The organism is Armatimonadota bacterium (assembly GCA_023511795.1).
In the GTDB taxonomy this organism is placed as follows: domain Bacteria; phylum Armatimonadota; class UBA5829; order DTJY01; family DTJY01; genus JAIMAU01.
In genome coordinates this window covers 53,272-72,450 of the sequence record JAIMAU010000008.1, presented here as the reverse complement: position 1 = coordinate 72,450, position 19,179 = coordinate 53,272, and the positions used below count along the sequence as shown (strand labels likewise).

At 46.2% G+C, this 19,179-nt stretch carries 16 protein-coding genes; 9 read left to right on the top strand and 7 right to left on the bottom strand.

Annotation, left to right across the window (positions count from 1 at the left end; all coding sequences use genetic code 11):
• The first annotated feature begins 11 nt into the window (after positions 1 to 11).
• The 6 genes from K6T99_08665 (at position 12) to K6T99_08640 (ending at position 7,321) form a co-directional block, all read left to right on the top strand.
• On the top strand, positions 12 to 1,391 hold the full coding sequence (locus K6T99_08665; protein MCL6519891.1) for a sugar ABC transporter substrate-binding protein: 1,380 nt from the start codon (positions 12 to 14) through the stop codon (positions 1,389 to 1,391).
• A 10-nt stretch (positions 1,392 to 1,401) separates the two neighbouring features.
• The gene (locus K6T99_08660) at positions 1,402 to 2,688 is read left to right on the top strand and encodes a sugar ABC transporter substrate-binding protein (protein MCL6519890.1); all 1,287 of its coding nucleotides are present in this window, start codon (positions 1,402 to 1,404) and stop codon (positions 2,686 to 2,688) included.
• Between the two features lie 4 nt (positions 2,689 to 2,692).
• Positions 2,693 to 4,027 (top strand): sugar ABC transporter substrate-binding protein, encoded by a 1,335-nt coding sequence (locus K6T99_08655; GenBank protein MCL6519889.1) that lies wholly within the window; start codon positions 2,693 to 2,695, stop codon positions 4,025 to 4,027.
• 271 nt (positions 4,028 to 4,298) lie between these two features.
• Entirely contained in the window at positions 4,299 to 5,285 is a 987-nt protein-coding gene (locus tag K6T99_08650) for a sugar ABC transporter permease (GenBank protein ID MCL6519888.1), read from the top strand.
• 22 nt (positions 5,286 to 5,307) lie between these two features.
• The gene (locus K6T99_08645; GenBank protein ID MCL6519887.1) at positions 5,308 to 6,198 is read left to right on the top strand and encodes a carbohydrate ABC transporter permease; all 891 of its coding nucleotides are present in this window, start codon (positions 5,308 to 5,310) and stop codon (positions 6,196 to 6,198) included.
• Positions 6,199 to 6,268: 70 nt separating this feature from the next.
• On the top strand, positions 6,269 to 7,321 hold the full coding sequence (locus tag K6T99_08640) for a hypothetical protein (GenBank protein ID MCL6519886.1): 1,053 nt from the start codon (positions 6,269 to 6,271) through the stop codon (positions 7,319 to 7,321).
• A gap of 130 nt (positions 7,322 to 7,451) precedes the next feature.
• Here the strand turns inward: K6T99_08640 and K6T99_08635 are convergent, their stop codons facing one another.
• From K6T99_08635 to hisS, 4 genes are all read right to left on the bottom strand, one after another.
• Positions 7,452 to 8,330, bottom strand: coding sequence for an ABC transporter permease (locus K6T99_08635; GenBank protein MCL6519885.1), 879 nt, complete (start codon positions 8,328 to 8,330; stop codon positions 7,452 to 7,454).
• A 70-nt stretch (positions 8,331 to 8,400) separates the two neighbouring features.
• Positions 8,401 to 9,033 carry a hypothetical protein gene (locus K6T99_08630; GenBank protein MCL6519884.1) on the bottom strand — a complete coding sequence of 211 codons (633 nt, stop codon included), beginning with the start codon at positions 9,031 to 9,033 and terminating at the stop codon, positions 8,401 to 8,403.
• A gap of 80 nt (positions 9,034 to 9,113) precedes the next feature.
• Positions 9,114 to 10,907, bottom strand: coding sequence for an aspartate--tRNA ligase (aspS, locus tag K6T99_08625; GenBank protein MCL6519883.1), 1,794 nt, complete (start codon positions 10,905 to 10,907; stop codon positions 9,114 to 9,116).
• Positions 10,908 to 10,945: 38 nt separating this feature from the next.
• The gene (gene hisS, locus K6T99_08620; protein MCL6519882.1) at positions 10,946 to 12,232 is read right to left on the bottom strand and encodes a histidine--tRNA ligase; all 1,287 of its coding nucleotides are present in this window, start codon (positions 12,230 to 12,232) and stop codon (positions 10,946 to 10,948) included.
• A 240-nt stretch (positions 12,233 to 12,472) separates the two neighbouring features.
• Here hisS and K6T99_08615 point away from each other — a divergent pair, with 240 nt between their 5' ends.
• Positions 12,473 to 13,000: a GNAT family N-acetyltransferase gene (locus K6T99_08615; protein MCL6519881.1), complete on the top strand. Its 528-nt coding sequence runs from the start codon at positions 12,473 to 12,475 to the stop codon at positions 12,998 to 13,000.
• A gap of 108 nt (positions 13,001 to 13,108) precedes the next feature.
• On the opposite strand, the gene K6T99_08610 is transcribed toward K6T99_08615, so the two are convergent.
• Positions 13,109 to 13,660, bottom strand: a complete 552-nt coding sequence (locus tag K6T99_08610; protein ID MCL6519880.1) for a GNAT family N-acetyltransferase — start codon at positions 13,658 to 13,660, stop codon at positions 13,109 to 13,111.
• A 194-nt stretch (positions 13,661 to 13,854) separates the two neighbouring features.
• On the opposite strand from K6T99_08610, the gene K6T99_08605 reads away from it, so the two are divergent.
• Positions 13,855 to 14,655, top strand: a complete 801-nt coding sequence (locus tag K6T99_08605) for a gamma-glutamyl-gamma-aminobutyrate hydrolase family protein (protein MCL6519879.1) — start codon at positions 13,855 to 13,857, stop codon at positions 14,653 to 14,655.
• A 34-nt stretch (positions 14,656 to 14,689) separates the two neighbouring features.
• On the opposite strand, the gene K6T99_08600 is transcribed toward K6T99_08605, so the two are convergent.
• The gene (locus K6T99_08600) at positions 14,690 to 14,944 is read right to left on the bottom strand and encodes a hypothetical protein (GenBank protein ID MCL6519878.1); all 255 of its coding nucleotides are present in this window, start codon (positions 14,942 to 14,944) and stop codon (positions 14,690 to 14,692) included.
• A gap of 456 nt (positions 14,945 to 15,400) precedes the next feature.
• Between K6T99_08600 and K6T99_08595 the strand changes: the two genes are divergently transcribed.
• Positions 15,401 to 17,287 carry a S8 family serine peptidase gene (locus tag K6T99_08595; GenBank protein MCL6519877.1) on the top strand — a complete coding sequence of 629 codons (1,887 nt, stop codon included), beginning with the start codon at positions 15,401 to 15,403 and terminating at the stop codon, positions 17,285 to 17,287.
• Positions 17,288 to 17,298: 11 nt separating this feature from the next.
• Here K6T99_08595 and K6T99_08590 read toward each other — a convergent pair whose 3' ends face one another.
• Entirely contained in the window at positions 17,299 to 18,822 is a 1,524-nt protein-coding gene (locus K6T99_08590) for a trypsin-like peptidase domain-containing protein (protein MCL6519876.1), read from the bottom strand.
• Between the last annotated feature and the right edge of the window lie 357 nt (positions 18,823 to 19,179).

Sequence of the window (19,179 nt, the reverse complement as noted above, 5' to 3'; positions counted from 1 at the left end):
ACTAGCCAACTATGAGCCAAAAGGTTTGCAAAACACAAAAATATCTCTGGCATTTTGCAATTCAAAACAATCAAAAAATTATCCTCATACTTCTTTTCTTAATGCTATGCATCGTTGGCGGCTGTAGTGGTAAGAAACAAACAAAGCCCAATACAGTAATGCTTCGCATGGTGGTATGGGGCACAGCAGCTGACGAAAAAGCATGGAATGAGAAGCTCAAAACATTTTACAAAAAACATCCCAACATTCGCGTGCGACTTGAATTTACCCCATGGGAACGAACGTTTGATAAACTTTTGATTTCAACAGCTGGCGGCAATCCACCTGATGCCTCAATTATCAGTTCCGTATGGTTCGTGCCTTGCGCTGCCAAAGGTCTGCTCGAAGACCTTGGGCCATATGTGGCGAATGACAAAGAGTTCGACCTAGAAGATTTCTACCCCGCTGCCATCAATGGCTGGGGCCAGTACAACGGCAAGTTATATGCAATCCCAGCCGGCATAGATATATATGCGATGTATTACAATAAAACAATGTTCGACAAATACGGCGTGCCATATCCAGACGAAACGTGGGACTGGAAGAAGTACGTCTGGGCGGCAAAGAAGCTAACCAAAGATTTGGACGGCGACGGCCGCATTGACCAATGGGGTACAACCCAAAATATGTGGCAGACATACGTATGGCAAAACGGTGGGGATATCATAGACAAGAGAGGAAAAAAATGCCTTTTGGACACTCCTGAAGCGATAGAAGCACTGCAGTTTATGGCAGACTTGCGAGATAAATATCATGTAGCGCCGATGCCAACCGATATTGCCGACATCGGCACAAAAAATTTGTTCACAAATGGCCGTGTCGGAATGTATTTCAGCGGAAGTTGGGCGGTGCCTCTCTACTTCGAAAAGGAAATCAAGAACTTCGAGTACGATGTTGCACCAGTTCCTAAAGGAAAACGCAGAGCGACGTTCTTTGGTGGAGCTTCCTATGCAATACTTCGGGGTTCGAAACACAAAAAAGAGGCTTGGGAATTAGTAAAATTCATGGTAAGGAAAGAAGCTCTCCGCGAACGAGCCATAAAGGAGCAGGTCGTTCCCAGTCGCATCTCTGTTGCCGAATCTAATGCATTCTTACATCTCCCAGGTCCCCCAAAACATAGAAAGGTTTTCTTGGATGCAATCGCTTACGGACACACCCTACCCTCCCTACCATCAAGCAGGGAAATGAACTATATCATCGACAATGAACTTTATTGGGTAATTTCCGGAAAGAAAGACCCAAGAAAAGTTTGTCCAGAACTCGCTAAAAAAATTAACGACTTCTTAAAATATGAGGAGCCGGTTCAGACGAGAGAATTCAAACTAATCCGCAGGCAATCAGATACACGTTGAGATTATGACAGTGCGTATTTCCGCTGTAACCATTTTTCCTATAATTACAGTCTTGCTTCTCTCGGGCTGTTCAAAACCAAAGGAAAACCCAAAAATCGTTGAGCTCCGCATGAGTATGTGGGGCAAGCAAGAGGAGCTAAGCTATTATCATAAAGCCCTTGAAAGCTTCTATAAGAAACACCCAAACATTCGCGTGCAAATCGAGTTGATTCCCTGGAGCCGGGTTTTCGATAAGCTTCTTATCTCCACTGCCGGGGGCCGGCCTCCAGATGTCAGCCGCATTGACTCCACCTACTTCACTCCATGTGCTGCAAAAGGTTTACTTGAATGTTTAGACCCTTATATAGCAAACGACCCTGAGTTTGACCTCGAGGATTTCTACGGACCAGCGCTCGAAGGATGGGGTATGTATGATGGCAAAGTTTATGGCCTTCCAGGGGACGTAGATATATACGCAATGTTCTACAACAAAACAATGTTCGATAAATATGGCATCCCATATCCAGACGAAACTTGGGACTGGAACAAATACTTAGAAGTCGCACGGAAGCTAACCAAAGACCTCAATGGCGATGGGCGGATAGACCAGTGGGGTTGCATACCCGATCCCTGGTGGCAAGACTACGTATGGCAGAACGGCGGCGAAATCATTAGCAAAGACGGAAAAAAGTGCCTTCTTGACCAACCAGAAGCATACGAAGCGATTCAATTTGCCTCCGACCTACGATGCAAATACCGCGTCGCGCCAGGAGTAACCGACATGGCTGACATAGGTCCTCAAAAGATGTTCACAAATGGCATGGTAGGCATGTATATCACAGGAAGCTGGGCAGCGGCACTTGTGTTCCACAAGGAAATTAAGACATTCGACTATGATGTTGCTCCAATTCCAAAGGGGAAAAAGCGGGCTGCTTTTATGGGCGGTGCCTCTTTTGGTGTTCTTAAGCTCTCCAAGCATAAGAAGGAAGCATGGGAACTTGTCAAATTCATGACGGGACCTGAAATACAAGCTCACTTTGCACGCACCCAGCATATAATCCCAAGTAGGCGTTCAGTAGCCGAATCAGGTGCCTATTTATATTTTAAAGATAAACCAAAAAACAAACAGGCATTCATCGATGCAATCAAATATGGACGCGTTATTCCAAACGTCGAGTGCTCACGTGAAATGAATGACATCATTAATAACGAAATTGTTTTAGCGGTCCTAGGGAAAAAGAGCGCCCGAGAAGCTTGCCTCAAAGTAACGCCCTATGTAAACGATTTACTAAAATACAGCGGGAGGAGGCATAACTAAGAAGGTGAGGGCTTTGACCGCGTCGAATAGTAATGCTGGATCTGATGAAACTATGATGACTAGAAGCTTTTTTTGCACGCTAATCACAATCGGCATAGTTTTGGGTCTTCTTTGTGCCGGGTGCTCACAGAAGCCGCAATCCGACATAGTCGAACTTAGGCTAACTATGTGGGGCACCCAAGAAGACGTTGCCTTCTACAACATGGCGCTAAAAGAATTCTACAAAGAACATCCCAAAATACGTGTCAAACTTGAGATTATCCCTTGGATAAGGGTTTTCGACAAACTCCTTATCTCCACCGCAGGCGGCCGACCACCAGATGTAAGCCGAATTAGCTCGAACTGGTTTGTGCCTTGTGCGGCAAAAGGTCTTCTTGAGCCATTGGATGAATACATAGCCAATGACCCCACATTTGACCTCAGCGATTTCTACCAACCTGCCGTAAAGGGATGGGGAACATACAAAGGACATATCTATGCTCTTCCAGGCGACATTGACATTTACGCAATGTATTACAACAAAGATATGTTCAGAAAGTACGGCGTGCCCTTCCCAGACGAAACCTGGGATTGGAATACCTACCTTGAAGCCGCGCGCAAGTTAACAAAAGATCTAAACGGTGATGGTCGCCTCGATCAATGGGGCTGCAACCCCGACTCAACATGGCAAGCATACGTATGGCAAAATGGCGGCGACATATTAAACAAAGAAAAGACAAGATGTACTTTAGACCAACCCGAGGCATATGAAGCAATCCAGTGGATGGCAGATTTGCGGCAGAAGCATCATGTCGCGCCACTGCCATCAGATACTGCCGACGTCGGCGCGCAAAAGCTCTTCACTAACGGCAGAATAGGCATGTTCGTTAGCGGAAGCTGGGCTTCACCACTGGTTTTCCAAAAGGAAATCAAAACTTTTGACTGGGACGTAGCACCACTTCCAAAAGGCAAGGTACGGGCGTCCTTTATTGGCGGAGGTGCCTTTGGGATTCTCAAGCGCTCCAAACATAAAAAAGAAGCTTGGGAACTTGTCAAGTTCATGGTATCGCCGACTATGCAACGACACTTCGCACAAACAAAGCATATCATCCCAAGCCGCCGTTCCGTTGCAGAATCTGGCGCATATTTATATCTAAAAGACAAGCCGAAGAATAAGAGAGTGTTTATTGAAGCTATCAGTTATGGACACCCACTTCCAAGCGTTCCCTGCTCTCGCGAAATGAATGACCTTATTGCAAATGAAATTACATGGGCAATTTTAGGAAAGAAAACTGCCAAAGAGGCATGTCTAAATATTACACCGCATATTAACGATTTGCTAAAGTATGAAAACGACTAATTCTTGCTGCTAATGAACGGCAGGCAAAAGGGATTCTCAAAGGTTTTTATTCAAAAGCCAGCACTATCTACAAAGAAGAATTTTCTAAGAGGAGCAACAAATGAAGAATAAACGTGCTGAACAACACAGCAAAATAGACGCGTGGAACACCATCAAACGTTTGCTTTGGTGGGTCGTTTATATATTCGACTTTGCAATAGCGCCGCCTCTTTTGTGGCAAGAGATACGAGGAATGGAAACGCTTGCCGGCGAGCTTGTTTTCAAGCTGCTCATGCTGTGGGCGATTTTCACACTCCTCCTAATCGGACGGCTGGTATTTATTTTTGCAACACGCAAAATGACGCTAATGGCAAGAAAAGAGGCCGCGGAAGGGTTTTTGTGTATACTTCCCTGGCTTATCGGATTCACCGCCTTTACTTTGGGCCCCATGATTTTCTCGATTTACATCAGCATGTGCGATTGGGATATTATAAACCCACCGAAATACGTCGGGCTTGCGAACTTTGAACAGGCATTATTCCATGACTTTAGGTTCGTGAAAGCTCTAAAGGTAACGGTAACCTACGCTGCATTTGCCCTACCACTTGGCCTGATGGGTTCGCTCCTTGTGGCGATACTCCTCAACCAAAATGTCAAAGGCATGACATGGTTTAGAACCATCTTCTACATTCCAGCAATCCTACCTGGAGTAGCAACAGCAATGCTCTGGCGGTGGATATTCAACCCACAGTATGGTATCCTCAACAGCTTCCTACTGAAACTCGGCTTAATAAGCGTAGGACCTGGGAAAGAACCACCTGGATGGATTGCTGACCCAGCCTTAGCCCTTCCATCGTTTATCATCATGAGTTTGTGGGGGATTGGTGGAGGAATGATAATATATCTAGCAGGACTCCAAAGCATCCCCACTCAACTTTACGAGGCAGCCGAGATTGACGGCGCTAATTGGTGGCAAAAATTCCGCAAGATTACTATTCCGATGATATCACCCACAATATTTTTCAATTTAGTTATGGGAGTTATTGGAAGCTTCCAAGTATTTACATCATCGTTCATTATGACAGCCGGTGGCCCGGCATATGCCACGTTGTTTTACCTGCTTTACCTATACCAAAAAGCATTTCAGTATTTCCAAATGGGCTATGCCGCAGCGATGGCTTGGATTTTGTTTGTGCTGATACTCTTCTGCACACTCTTAGTTTTCAAATCCTCAGCTCGCTGGGTGTACTACGAGGCAGATGTAAGAGGCCGACGATAGAAACGGAGAAATTACTATGAGCATGCAATCAAAAACTCAAATGCAAAAATCAAAAAAGAGAAGCGACAAAATAATTGCAAAAAGCACCCAAAAGCTCATAGCAAATACGATTACCTATTTTTTACTTATTGTCGGGTCGTTTCTTATCATGATTCCTTTTTATTGGCTGGTATCCAGCGCACTCAAAGATAGCAGCCACGTGTTCGACATACCACCACAATGGATTCCAAATCCTATCAAGTGGTCGAACTATCCTGAGGCGCTCAAGTATATGAATTTCTTCGGATGTTTGAAAAATACTTGCATAATTACTTTCACAGCAATGGCAGGGCAGTTGATGTCAGCCTCCCTTGTTGCCTATGGATTTGCTCGAATGCGCTTCCCTGGAAGAGACTTCTTATTCGTAGTTTTGCTTTCAACGATAATGCTGCCACCCCAAGTAACCCTAATACCGGTATTTAAGATTTTCACCAGCCTTGGCTGGTATGATACCTTCTACCCACTGACGGTGCCCGCATTCTTTGGCGGCGGAGTATTTGCCATATTTCTACTTCGACAATACTACATGACGATACCAATCGAGATGGATGAAGCCGCAAAAATCGACGGCGCAGGAACTTTCGGCGTTTTCACAAAGGTAATCTTGCCTCAGGCAAAGCCTGCGCTTGCAACAGTCGCAATCTTCTCATTCATGGCTCATTGGAACGATTTCCTGGGCCCTTTGATTTATCTTGGTGATCCAACCAAGCGTACTCTTGCGCTTGCTCTTTGGGCATTCCAAGGAGAACATGCAACCGATTGGAACTTGCTAATGGCGGCGGCGACTGTTGTTATGCTGCCCCTCCTAGTACTCTTCTTTGCTGCTCAGAAGCACTTCATTCAAGGAGTAGTAATCTCGGGTGTTAAAGGATAAATAAAAAGGAATTAGGCGGAAAAAATATCCTTCCTAATTCCTTACTTTACGTTGCCAAAATTACCAAACTATGCAAAAACCAAATACTTATCTAATTGCGATTGTAAGTTTTTTCGCAGTTTTTATCCTCGCGGTGGGAGCGGCAAGGCAACCCAAAAGCAGGAACCTAGTCATTGGCTACTTCTGGCATAGAGGGCCACAATACAAAGAGCACTATACTAGCGTTCGGCAGCACTACAAACACATTACCCATCTCTGCCCCACGCGAATTGCCATTAAGGACACGCAAGGCAACATAGCTTGCAGTAAAGACAAATGGCTACTAGCATTTGGAAAACAGCACGGCATTGCAATTCTACCGCTTGTTGCTAATAGCAATTTCAACAGAGAAATTGCCAGTGCAGTTTTGAATGATCCCGCAAAACGCACAAAAGTTGTGGACCAACTACTCGAAATCACGCTTGATTGGAAATGTCCAGGAATCAACATAGACATTGAAAACGTCGATGCAGCTGACCGTCAAGCTTTTAACCTATTCATGCAGGAGCTCTGCGATCGCTTCCATGAGAAAGGACTTGCGGTTACCATCGATGTGCCAGCAAAAACGAAAGACAATCCAACCAGCTATTGGTCAGGTGCTTTTGACTATGAATTCCTTGGCAAGTGTTGTGATTTAGTAATGCTTATGTGCTATGACGAACACTGGAGCGGCGGCAAGCCGGGCCCGATTGCTTCGAAACCATGGGTAGAAAAGTGCCTAAATTACGCCGTCAGCACCATGCCGCGGCACAAAATCATTCTAGGCGTAGGCTGGTATGGATATGATTGGCCAGAGAATGGACGTGCAAGAGCACACACAAGCAAGGGCATTGCTGAGTTAATAGCCGATAAAAAACCATTGCTTCGATGGGACAATGAAGCAAAATCACATTGGTTTGAATATCAAAGCGAAGACGGAAAACACCAAGTTTGGTATGAAGACCCCAGCAGCTTTGCCCACAAGCTCGAGCTTGCATGGAAGTATCGCATTGCTGGAATCTCAATTTGGCGGCTAGGCGATGAAGATCCTAACTACTGGAAGCTGATCTCAAAATACCGCAAAGGACAGAAAGTAATTAACTAGATGTAACCAAAGGTTACCTCACTCTTGCCGCTCAGTGTAACAACAAATCTTGAATACCCTTTGGGCAAATCAGACGCACAGCCCCGCCCAGTTACTCTTACTAATGGAAATCTATATTTCAGCAGGAGATTTACTCTGTCTTACCCAACGCTGCTGGAGCATTGGCCTTCCCTATCAATCCAGTAAGGATAATAATAGTTAGAATATAAGGAAGCATGAGCATAAAATCCGATGGAATCGCAATCGCACCAACCATTCTGCCTTGAAGTCGCATTTGGAGTGCATCAAAGAACCCGAAGAAAATTGCCGCACCTGCCGCTCCATATGGATTCCATTTTCCGAATATTACTGCCGCAAGCGCAATAAAACCTCGCCCTCCTGACATTCCCTCAGCAAACATATTCAGCTGCCCCAAAGAGAGATAAGTACCAGAAAGGCCACCTAGAAGCCCACTTATGGTAACTGCCAAGTATCGAACAATGCGTACGCGTATTCCAACAGTCGCAGCCGCCTCGGGATTCTCGCCCGAAGCCCTAATCCATAAGCCCGCTGGGGTGCGAAATAACAGAAAACCCACCCCAACAACAAGGACTATGGAAAAGTAAAACAGCGGGTTTTGGCCACCAAACTGGGGGAGCCCATTAACTGGCGGCGAGCTACCGGCATGTTGGAAGATTCGCCTTAGCAGATAAGTCGTCATTCCAAGCGCGAGAATATTCAGCGCTACCCCGCTAACAATATGGTTCAGTCTCATCCGTTGGGTAAGAACAGCATGAATTAATCCAAGGAGACCACCGGCAAGCATTCCAATCATCACTCCGACCCATGGATTGCCGGTTAGGTATGAGCCTAACATTCCGAAGAAAGCGCCTGCGAGCATCATTCCTTCGAGGGCAATGTTTACAACTCCGGAACGCTCCGAAATAACGCCTCCAAGCGCCGCCAGAATCAGCGGTGCCGCCAAGCGGAAAGTACTCTTAATTAGCTCAGTGTCGAAAATGTCATGCATTTGTTGGGAGATAAGACAAGATTACCTTATCCTATCAAAATCCAATGTTCAACATCAACACTCGTAAAGGTCAGGAATTGCCACATGCGGTTTTCAAACGCTTAAATAGAATAAGCGACCGGCGGTATTCGGCTGAGGCTCGACAATATTTTGCCCAGCAGATTACTAGCGTTATGATGGTGGCTACTAGCGAGAGGCCAATCATAAAGCGAAACCAAGACCATCCTGCACCAAGCACAAGGCCCACTAAAGAAAGCATCCCCAAAAATAATATGCCTGAAATTGGCACATAAGCCATCCCTAGGAGTTTAGAGCGCTTGCGTCCAAGTTTGAAGTAAGCGTCGCGAAGAAGTGTCAGCCTTTCACCAACCTCACCAGGCGGCGAACTTCCTGCAAAAGCAACCAAATGATGGCGGGCTACCTCAATTTTCTCTTGCTCCAATGCGCGCACAATGATCCTAAAGACCTTGTTGGCTGCTAATAACGCATCGTTGCTCCAATAGCCACACTTGGACCAGTAAGCAACGGCATTCCTATAATCCCGCTGTCGGAAGTAGATGCTTCCCAAAAGTCGAAGTGCATCGGGGTCGCAAGGAGAATCATGAAGTAAAGAACGTAGGCGATGCTTAGCCCGAGTCAGGTCCCCGCGCTCAATATCCAATCCTGCAAACTTTACAACTCGCTGTTTACTCTCTGCGCTCATTTGGTGATTCAACTCAACATGGGTTCATACCCCTCAAATGCGCAAAAAGAAACAGGACTCTTGCAGAACAAAAAGATATCTTATGTCATTCTAATTTTGCTAACGGCACCTTCTCGTAGCTTAATATGGAGTTCCTTAAGCTGCTCTTCGGTTACGGGAGATGGCGCGCCTGTCATTGGGTCGTATGCCGTCGCCGTTTTCGGGAAAGCAATCACTTCGCGGATATTTTCCTCATCGAGCAATAGCATAACTAGGCGGTCAATCCCAGGGGCTATTCCCGCATGAGGAGGCGCACCATACTCAAATGCCTCAAGCATATGCCCAAATCGCGCAATTTGCTCTTCGTGTGATATATTTAACAAATCAAATATTTTCTCTTGAACATCTCGCCTATGAATTCTCACGCTTCCGCTGGCTAACTCTGCACCATTGCACACAAGGTCATAAGCATATGAGCGTACCTTCCCTGGGTCGGTGTCCAACAGCGGAATGTCCTCCTCATTTGGAGAGGTAAACGGATGATGCGAGGAATCCCAACGCTTTTCCTCATCATTCCATTCCAAAAGTGGAAAATCGAGCACCCACACGAAATAGAGCAAGTTTGGATCCTGAAGGCCCAGACGCTTTCCCATTTCAAGCCTTAGGCCAGCAAGCGCCTTAGCCACAACCGCCGGCTGCTGGTCGGCAACAATCATTATGAGATCGCCAGTCTTTGCACCTGCACGGCCCACGATGCTAGCCATTTCATTCTCGCTTAGATATTTTGCGCTGGGCGATTTAATGCCATCTGGAGTTACCTGGATTGTAAGGAGGCCCTTAGCACCAAATCCCTTTGCGAGATTGGTTAGGTCATCAATTTCCCTGCGACTATAATGTGCGAGCCCTGGGCCTAAAACTGCCTTTACCTGCCCACCCTTGTCAAGAGCACCCCGAAAAACCTGATACTGGCTTTCTTTCAACAAGTCGGAAAGGTCGACAAGCTCAAGCCCAAAGCGGAGGTCCGGCTTGTCGCAGCCGTATTTCTCCATTGTTTCCGCATATGAAAGCCTTGGAAATGGCTTAATGATTTTTTTATCGCTAAGCTTCTCAACGATTTCAATCATGAGCGCCTCGATGACCTCGAGGATATCTTCTTGCTTAACAAAAGACATCTCTAAGTCAAGCTGGGTGAACTCCGGCTGTCGGTCTGCTCGTGGATCTTCATCACGGAAGCATTTTGCGATTTGGAAATAGCGCTCTATGCCAGCCACCATCAGAAGCTGCTTGAGCTGTTGGGGTGACTGGGGTAGCGCATAGAAATGACCTGGGTAGAGTCGGCTTGGCACAAGATAGTCGCGCGCCCCTTCTGGTGTGCTTTTAATTAGAATTGGCGTCTCAACTTCGATGAAATCGCGCTCGCTTAGGAAATCGCGAATTAGCTTAACGACTTTATGGCGAAGTATTAGCTTTTTTTGCATTATGGGCCGCCTGAGGTCGAGATACCGGTATTTCAGACGGACAAGTTCATCAACCTCGACATCGTCTAGAATCTGGAATGGTGGCGTCTTGGCTGGATTGAGTATAAATACACTGTCTGCGGCTACTTCGATTTCCCCTGTTGGAAGCTTTGGGTTCTCTGTTCCTTCAGGGCGGCGTCGCACTGTGCCGTGAACGCTTAACACATATTCACTCCGCACCGTTTCCGCTTCAGCATGGGCCTGAGGGGCAGTCTGGGGGTCGAAAACCACCTGCACAATGCCCCATCGGTCTCGCAAGTCAATGAAAATGATGCCACCATGGTCGCGCCTTCTTTGGACCCAGCCATTTAGGCGAACTTCCTCGCCAATATTTGCGGCTGTTAACTCGCCACATTTATGCGTACGCTGCCACTCCATTTTTCCTCCTGAATAAAAACAAAAAGATTATATCTTTCCTATTTGCCAACAGATTCTCGCTTACTTTCAATTATCTTTCGTGTTTGCTCTACTGCATCGCCTAGTGATACATCGGTTTCTTCCTTCGTTTCCATATTCCGAATTTTCACTTTACCGCGATTCAATTCATCCTCGCCAATGATGATTACCAAATAAACGTGTGCACGGTCAGCGGCCTTCATTTGAGCCTTTAGACTTTTGCCAGAGTAATCAGTCTCTGCCGAAATACCAGCCTTCCGAAGGTCTGCAAGAAGCTTTATGCCTGCCTCACGGGGGGCATCGCCAACTGTGGCTACAAATACTGCCGGGTGGTCAGCTACTGGTATTTCGATCCCTTGCGCTTCCATGACCATAAGTGTTCGCTCAATTCCTGAGCCGAAGCCAACAGCAGGAGTTGGGGGGCCGCCCACTTCGACAACAAGACCGTCATATCGCCCGCCACCTCCAACAGCATTTTGCGCTCCAAGGTAGGTGCTCACTACTTCGAACGCAGTTTTAGTGTAATAGTCAAATCCTCGAACTAACCTAGAATCCAAAACATAACTGATGCCAAGGATATCCAAATAGTGCAGAACGGTTTTGAGGTGTTCATCGCATTCCTTGCACAAATGTTCAACGATATTTGGAACGCTTACGGTCAGCTCTCGGCACCGAGGCACCTTGCAATCAAGCATCCGCAGGGGATTTGCATGGAATCTGATCTGACAGCTTTCGCACAATTCCACAAGGAAAGGCTGAACTGCCTTTTGTAAAATCTCCCTGTACTCAGGCCGGCACCCCGGACAACCAATCGAGTTGATTCTCAGCTCTAAATCTTGGAGGCCGAGCGAACTCAAATAATGCATGAGCAATGCAATGACCTCCGCATCAATTGCCGGGTCAAGCGAGCCCAGAGCTTCCACGCCAACCTGGTGGTGCTCACGAAACCTTCCGGCTTGGGGTCGCTCATAGCGAAAAATGCTGGCGATGTAGTAAAATTTCGAGACCGGCATCTCGCCGAAAAGTTTATGCTGGACATACGCTCGCACAACTGGCGCCGTGCCTTCCGGCCTTAGCGTCATGCTTCGACCAGCACGGTCAAGGAAGGTATACATCTCCTTGCTGACAATATCTGTATGCTCGCCTATGCTACGTGTAAAGAGCTCCGTTTCCTCGAACGTAGGAGTGCGGAGCTCATTATATCCATATAGGCTGCAGATTTCTCGGAACTTAGCCTCGATGTATTGCCAGCGAAAACTTTCGCGCGGGAGAATGTCCTGCGTCCCCCGCGGCGCGGAATATCGCATTACTAACTCGCCTCCTCGCGATATTCTATGGGAATTCACCATATATTGTCAAACGTACACAAAGTCCAAAACCCAAACGATAATAGCTAGACTGGTAGCATTGTAAGCATGTATGTCAATCGTTCTTTAAGTTATTAGAAATTCTTAGTTTTTGGCGCTATTTCATTCCCCCTGTATAAAAGGAATTCTTTAATTATGCTCTAAATGATAAAGGTAGACTAAAATATTAGGAAACTGCCAATGAGCCATAGCCAGTTAAAAATGATAATTCGGGATTTGAGCAATCTGCCGCCAATCGAAATCCCCAAGGGTTACGAATTACGAACATTCAAGCCTGGAGATGAAGCCGCATGGGCAGAAATAATGAACACAGGAATTGGTGAATGGAGTGAACAAAGCTGTCGCGAAAAGCTCACAGGGTGCCCGCAATTTATGCCAGAAGGCTTGTTCTTCGTTACATACAAGGGCAAGCCAGTTGGCTCAGCATGTGCATGGCGACCTTCTGAAACAGAGTGGGAAAAAGGTTCGCTTCACATGGTCTGCGTGCTGCCTGAGCACCGGTCAAAAGGTTTGGGATACCTACTGTCGCTAGCTGTTCTCCATTTCTTTCGGGATCATGGCTTTAAGGAAGTCGAACTTTTGACTGATGATTTCCGAATCCCGGCGATAAAGACCTATCTTCGCCTTGGATTCCAACCGCTATGCACAGACGACACGCACCCAACTCGTTGGAAGACTATCTTAGCTCAAATCGGCGAACCCAAATGATAAAACAGCTGGACCATCCGCGGCAAAATACACATTCCGCTTTCAAGCAGAACATAAATCACCGTGGATGGTCCAGCCAATTTGTTTATAACCGGTTAAATTGGTAAGCTAAACACAAGTTTTATATTTTTCTTTTAAAAAATCGCTACGCGTTAAGCCAAAGTGAAAAACATCAAGAAACTCGTCGCCCTTTTTGAATTCATGTCTAGCAAGTCCTTCATATGAGAATCCCACCTTCTCCAGAACGCGACGAGAGGCAAAATTCCTTGTAAAACATCCTGCATAAATTCGCTCAAATCCCAGCTCTTCAAAACCGAACACAAGCATTTTGCGAACCGCCTCCGTCATATAACCTTTGCCCCAGTGTTGCTTGCCAAGCCAATAGACAAGCTCAGTATTCATATGTTCCCAGTTGACTCGGTAGAAGGCGCAAACGCCAATCACCTCATTAGATTCCCTTAACACGATAACCATTGGGTATTTCTCACGCCGGCTAAAGCCCTCGATACTGCTTTTTATCCAAATCGCCACCTGCTCTTTTGGCAAAGGATAGGGGAATAGCAGGTTATGGGTAACCTCCGGATCGTTCATAATCCGATGCAAAGCAGGCGCATCATTTTCTCTAATTAGCCTCAGGACTAGGCGTTCGGTCTCTAGCATTATCAATTCCATAACAAAATTTTTCTTCGCCAACCAATCCCATTATATCCTGCTTTTTCCAAAATCACCTGGTTCTTTTTTGAACGCCTGTGAAGTAGCATTTGTATACCGTTAATTAAATTAAGCAGACGGTTCAAGACGTTGACATTCGTAAACCTTGCCTGCTATTCTATCACCCGGAGAATAAGGAAGACATGAAAGAACCTGTAATCGGAATTACGACGGGGACAGCCAAAAACTCACCGCCAGACGACCAGCTTAAGGATTACCAACCCTACGCTGATGCTATTCGAGATGCGGGCGGAGCGCCAATATTTCTCTGTCCCTCTCCATATCTCGACCCCCAAGAGCTCCATGAGGCTCTAGTCCAAATTGACGGTCTCCTCCTAAGTGGCGGTCGGGACGTTCACCCTGATAATTATACTTCGCGAACTGAGCTGGGGGATGAAAAACTCTCAACGGAGGAATTGATTACGAAATATAAAATGGACTGCGACCCCGAGCGCGATGCGCTCGAACTTCCGCTTATTCGTGCAGCCTACTTAAAGGGCATGCCTATTCTTGGGATATGCCGCGGCTTTCAGGTTTTGAATGTCGCACTCGGTGGCAGTTTAGTGAAAGATGTTCGCACTGGCCTAAGGCATAAATCATATACCAAAGAAGATGAGCCAGAGCATAAATCGGGTTCGAGTAGCTCACACGACATACAAATTCGCGAGGATAGTCGCTTATATGAAATTCTCGGACAAGATATCAAGAAAGTAAATAGCCGCCATCATCAAGGAGTATCCGCAAAGGAAAAATCCCCAAGGCTCATGCCCGTTGCGTTTGCACCAGATGGACTTATCGAAGGACTTGAGGGATTGAACCATCCTTGGATAATAGCGGTCCAATGGCATCCAGAGAAAACATCAGATGAATACATCTACAAGCCATGTAAACGTCTATTCAAAGCCTTTGTAATTGCCGCACAAGAGTATGCTGAATTGCCGTAAAATTACAAAAAATTACTTTGTTGCCAGTTAAACCCTACTCCTCGAACTCCTGATACACACCATCATCAGGGGTGATTTCTATTACTTCATTCTCTTCAATCCAGATTGGCGTCTGGCCGCGAAAAATTACATAAAATCGCCGTAGTTCTGTGGAAACATCAACCAATTTGTCGCTGCGTACCCCATAAGCCGAACCCTTTTCCCCAGGACTCAATTGCCGAGGATATTTATACTTGACCTTCAATTCCTCGCCTGACATCAGTCTTGATTCTATAGCTGCCAGGTCCATAACCGTCACCATCCTGGTATAGTATGCAATGCTTCAATAAATGTATTCCCTCCAGGCTAGCTATGCCCATAGGTTTGGAATACGATTGCAATGGGGTAGCAAAAAATAGTATAGCGTCCGAATTGCTTGCATGTTTAATACCTACGCTATACGATCACCTCTCTCCAGGGCGATAGCAGGTAAATTACATTGCCTGCTATCGCTTTTATACCAAATACGTTTTATATAATTGAGATAGGAGATCGCTATTATTCTAACAACCATGGGCAAAAGTGTCAAGCAAGCTAGTAAAATTGCTGGTTTGTGAGCCGTTAGTTGACAATTTGAGCTGTCGGTGATAGAGTAGAAATGCAAAGTAAAGTCTTCAAAAATGAAAACTAGTAACCACCAACAACCCCTCGTACACCGACATGCAAGCGAATTAGAAAAAATCGCTTGGAAAGTAGTGCGATACAAATGAAAAGCATTAGATGCGCTTCAATATTAGCCATTTATTTCTTGATTCTGCCTTCGTTTTGCTTTGCACTACCATGGAAGCATTCGCTTCCAAGACACGGGAAATACGTCCCTGGCGAAATACTTGTGCAATTTCGAAAAGGTGCGCCAGCAGATAAGATAATTAAAGAACACGGTGCTTCCATCAAAGAAGTTATCCCGCGGATTAATGTATACCGCCTCCGTCTGCCAAAAGGGAAAACAATCGAAGAAGCGCAAGCCGAGTTTTCACGCAACCCTCATATAAATTTCGCTAGCCCCAACCATATAATATACGCCGATTTGTTTCCAAACGACGAGCTTTTCTTCCTGCAATGGGGTCTTTATAACAGCTATGGACGATACGATATACATGCGCCTGAGGCATGGGATATAAACACTGGCTCAGATAGCATAATCATTGCAATAATAGACACAGGCATAGACTCCAGCCACCCTGACTTAGCAGGTAAGATTGTCGCTGGCTACAATGCGATTGATGGTTCATCAAATACAGAAGACGACCACATGCACGGTACTTTTGTATCAGGAATTGCCGCCGCGTGGGGAGACGACTACACGGGAATAGCTGGAGTTAATTGGAATGCCCTTCTTATGCCAATTAAGGTGTTGAACGCCGACGGTTATGGAGAAGAAGCAGACGCAGCCGAAGGCATAATCTGGGCTGTTGAGCACGGCGCCAAAGTTATCAATACGAGCATTGGCACATATTTGCATGTGCCAGCTTTGGAAGCTGCAGTGAATGAAGCATGGGCCGCTGGATGTGTACTTACCGCTGCAAGCGGCAACGACGGCCTTGATGACCGAACTGACCCGCATTATCCCTCATACTATCCAGCAACAATCTCAGTGGGTGCAACCAATGAATATGATATGCGTTGCACAGCTGCCGACTGGGGCGAAGGCGGAAGCAACTATGGAGATTCGCTCGATGTCATGGCGCCGGGGAGCTTCATAATTAGCAGTGTACCCTGGTGGTATTGGTCATGGTTATTCGATGGCTTCGAGATACTGAGTGGAACTTCAGCCTCAACACCATTTGTTTCTGGCCTAGCTGCGCTCATATGGTCAGCGCACCCCGACTGGACAAACCAACAAGTGCGCGACCAAATTGAGCAAACCTGCGACGATATCAGCACAGCAGGTTGGGATAGGTATACAGGCTGGGGACGAATTAACGCATATCGGGCACTCAGTGAGGCGTTTGAAACTTATTTAACCATCGGAGAGCTTTGGAACGCCGAAATTGGCGAGTTTGTCAAACTATCTGCAAAGCCTGTACCGGCAGGAACGGTACAGTTTGGGGATAGATTCTATATCGAGGAACCTGATCGGTCAGCAGGAATTATGGTCTATTATGGCCAATCGGTAACCACACCAACGTCAATAGGCGACCTTGTGGAAGTTGCTGGCGAGCTTTACACAGCAAAGCCTGAGGATTTCCCAAACGGCGAATTAGCGATTATCAATCCACGCGTCACAATAGTAGGCAATGGAATAACAGTAGCTCCACTAGGTATTTCAAATAAAGATGTTGGAGGGCAGGAGTTGGGATATCGAGGCATAACAGGCGGAATTGGGCTGCCGAACACAGGGTTGTTGGTAAAAACATGGGGCAAAGTTACAAGTGTTGGTCGAAATTTCATATATGTAGACGATGGATCCAATCTAAATGATGGTTCAGGCCTTACAGGACTTAAGGTTTACACAGCTGGGACGCCTTCCGTTAAGAAAAACGATTTTGTAAGCGTGACCGGCATCAGCACCATTGAAATTCCTGCATATACAGAAATAAGAATCCCCGTAATTCGTGCCAGACAACCAGCTGATATAAATAAGCTGAATTAAGCTTCTGATTGTTACTCCCAACGGAAGCCGATTATCCGGGGCAACCCATCACGCAAAACGCGCATAACGACTATATCCCCAACTTGAATATTCGCCCACATCTCGGCAAACTGGCGGAATCCTCCAACAGACTTGCCATTAAGCGCTAGTATTACGTCGCCAACCTCAAGGCCTGCTGCCTGCGCCGCAGACCCCGGCTCTACCTGCGTAACAATCACTCCCATCACAACGTCCAAACCAATTCGTTTTGCCATCGCAGGAGTCATCGCCCTAGTTTGAAACCCAGGAGTCAACTTCTCAGGGGTTTCTGGTGCGGTTGGCCGTGCCTTTGGCGTGTTCGGCGACTCCCTCACTCGGACTGATATATTTATTTCCTTCCCATCCCTCACTATTGCAAGGGTTACCCGGTTCCCAGGCTCAGTATGAGCTACCAAACGCTTGAGGTCTGCTACATTATTGATTGGAACTCCACCATAGGAGATAATAATATCCTCACTCTTAAGGCCAGCAAAAGAAGCAGGACCTTTCTCATCCACATAAGCCACAAGGACTCCACTTTTAACATTGTAATATTCCGCAAGCACTGGGGTGAGTTGCTGTATACCAATACCAAGCCAGCCCCGCACAACTCGGCCATTGGTGATAAGCTCATCCAGTATTTCCTTCGCATCGTTGATTGGAATTGCAAACCCCAAACCAATAAAACCGCCCGTCGGGGATGCAATTGCGGTATTTATACCAATTACTCTGCCCTCCATATCAAGAAGTGGGCCGCCACTATTGCCTTTGTTGATGGCCGCATCGGTCTGTATTAGATTGAGATACTGAGTATCCTTGTCTTCAAGTTGGCGCTGAAGAGCGCTTATTATGCCAAAAGTAAGCGTATGCTCGAAACCGAACGGACTGCCGACAGCCAGAACCCAGGAGCCAACCTTTACCTTATCTGAATCACCTAGCGGTAAAACATTCTCATCGCTCAATCTGGGCGAAGATACCCGCACAACCGCCAAATCTGTTGCTGGGTCTACACCAACAACTATGACTTTCAAATCAGTATCATCAGCAAGCCTTACAGAAACGGCATACGAATTTGCAACAACGTGATAATTTGTAAGGATATAGAAGTTGCGTCCATCTCGTCGAATTATGGTGCCAGAACCGTTTGCAGTTTCAGATTGAACAGGAAAATTGCCTGAGAACTTATCCCTAGTGTTAGAAGAATACTCAGGATGCAAGAAACGCTGGGAGTACTTGTCAAGCGATTCTGAATTCTCGCGAAGGTTCCCACCCAAATCTGGAGGGCGCACCGCAGTTATGCTAACCACGCCTGATTCCACGCGTTGGGCAATTTCTCTAAATGACTTTTCAAGAATCGGGAGGATTGAATTCTGCTGAGTAATGTCAGAAGTTGAACTTGCCGCCAATCCAAAATATTTTGGCAACAAAAGTGAAATCAAGACGGCGAGGATTATGGAAAAGATTAAAAGGAAAGAGGGCATTCGCAGCCAAATGACGCCGTTTGTACGCAATGGCATTATCTACTCCCTCCTGTTCTGCACTTACTTCATAATGCTTATGGAGTCTGTTACCCTTGGTTGATATTGTGCAAAACAGCAGGCGACAACCGCTCTTAATGATTGAAATTCACCTTTATAAAAAGAAGAAGCCCCGGTAATAATCGGGGCTTAATACGACGTCACTAGCACTCAGAAAGTGATATGCAATAAGAATGCTTCACTACGTGACTCTACTCGCTTCCGATGTAAAAATTGCCTCGCTGACCCAATTCGAGGCAAGGTCAACCTTTAGAAACCAGCTACCCAGTTGCTAAAAGCTTGGGCAGTCTCCACAAAGCACATAATTATAATTAATGCCAGAAAAGTAGCCAGAAC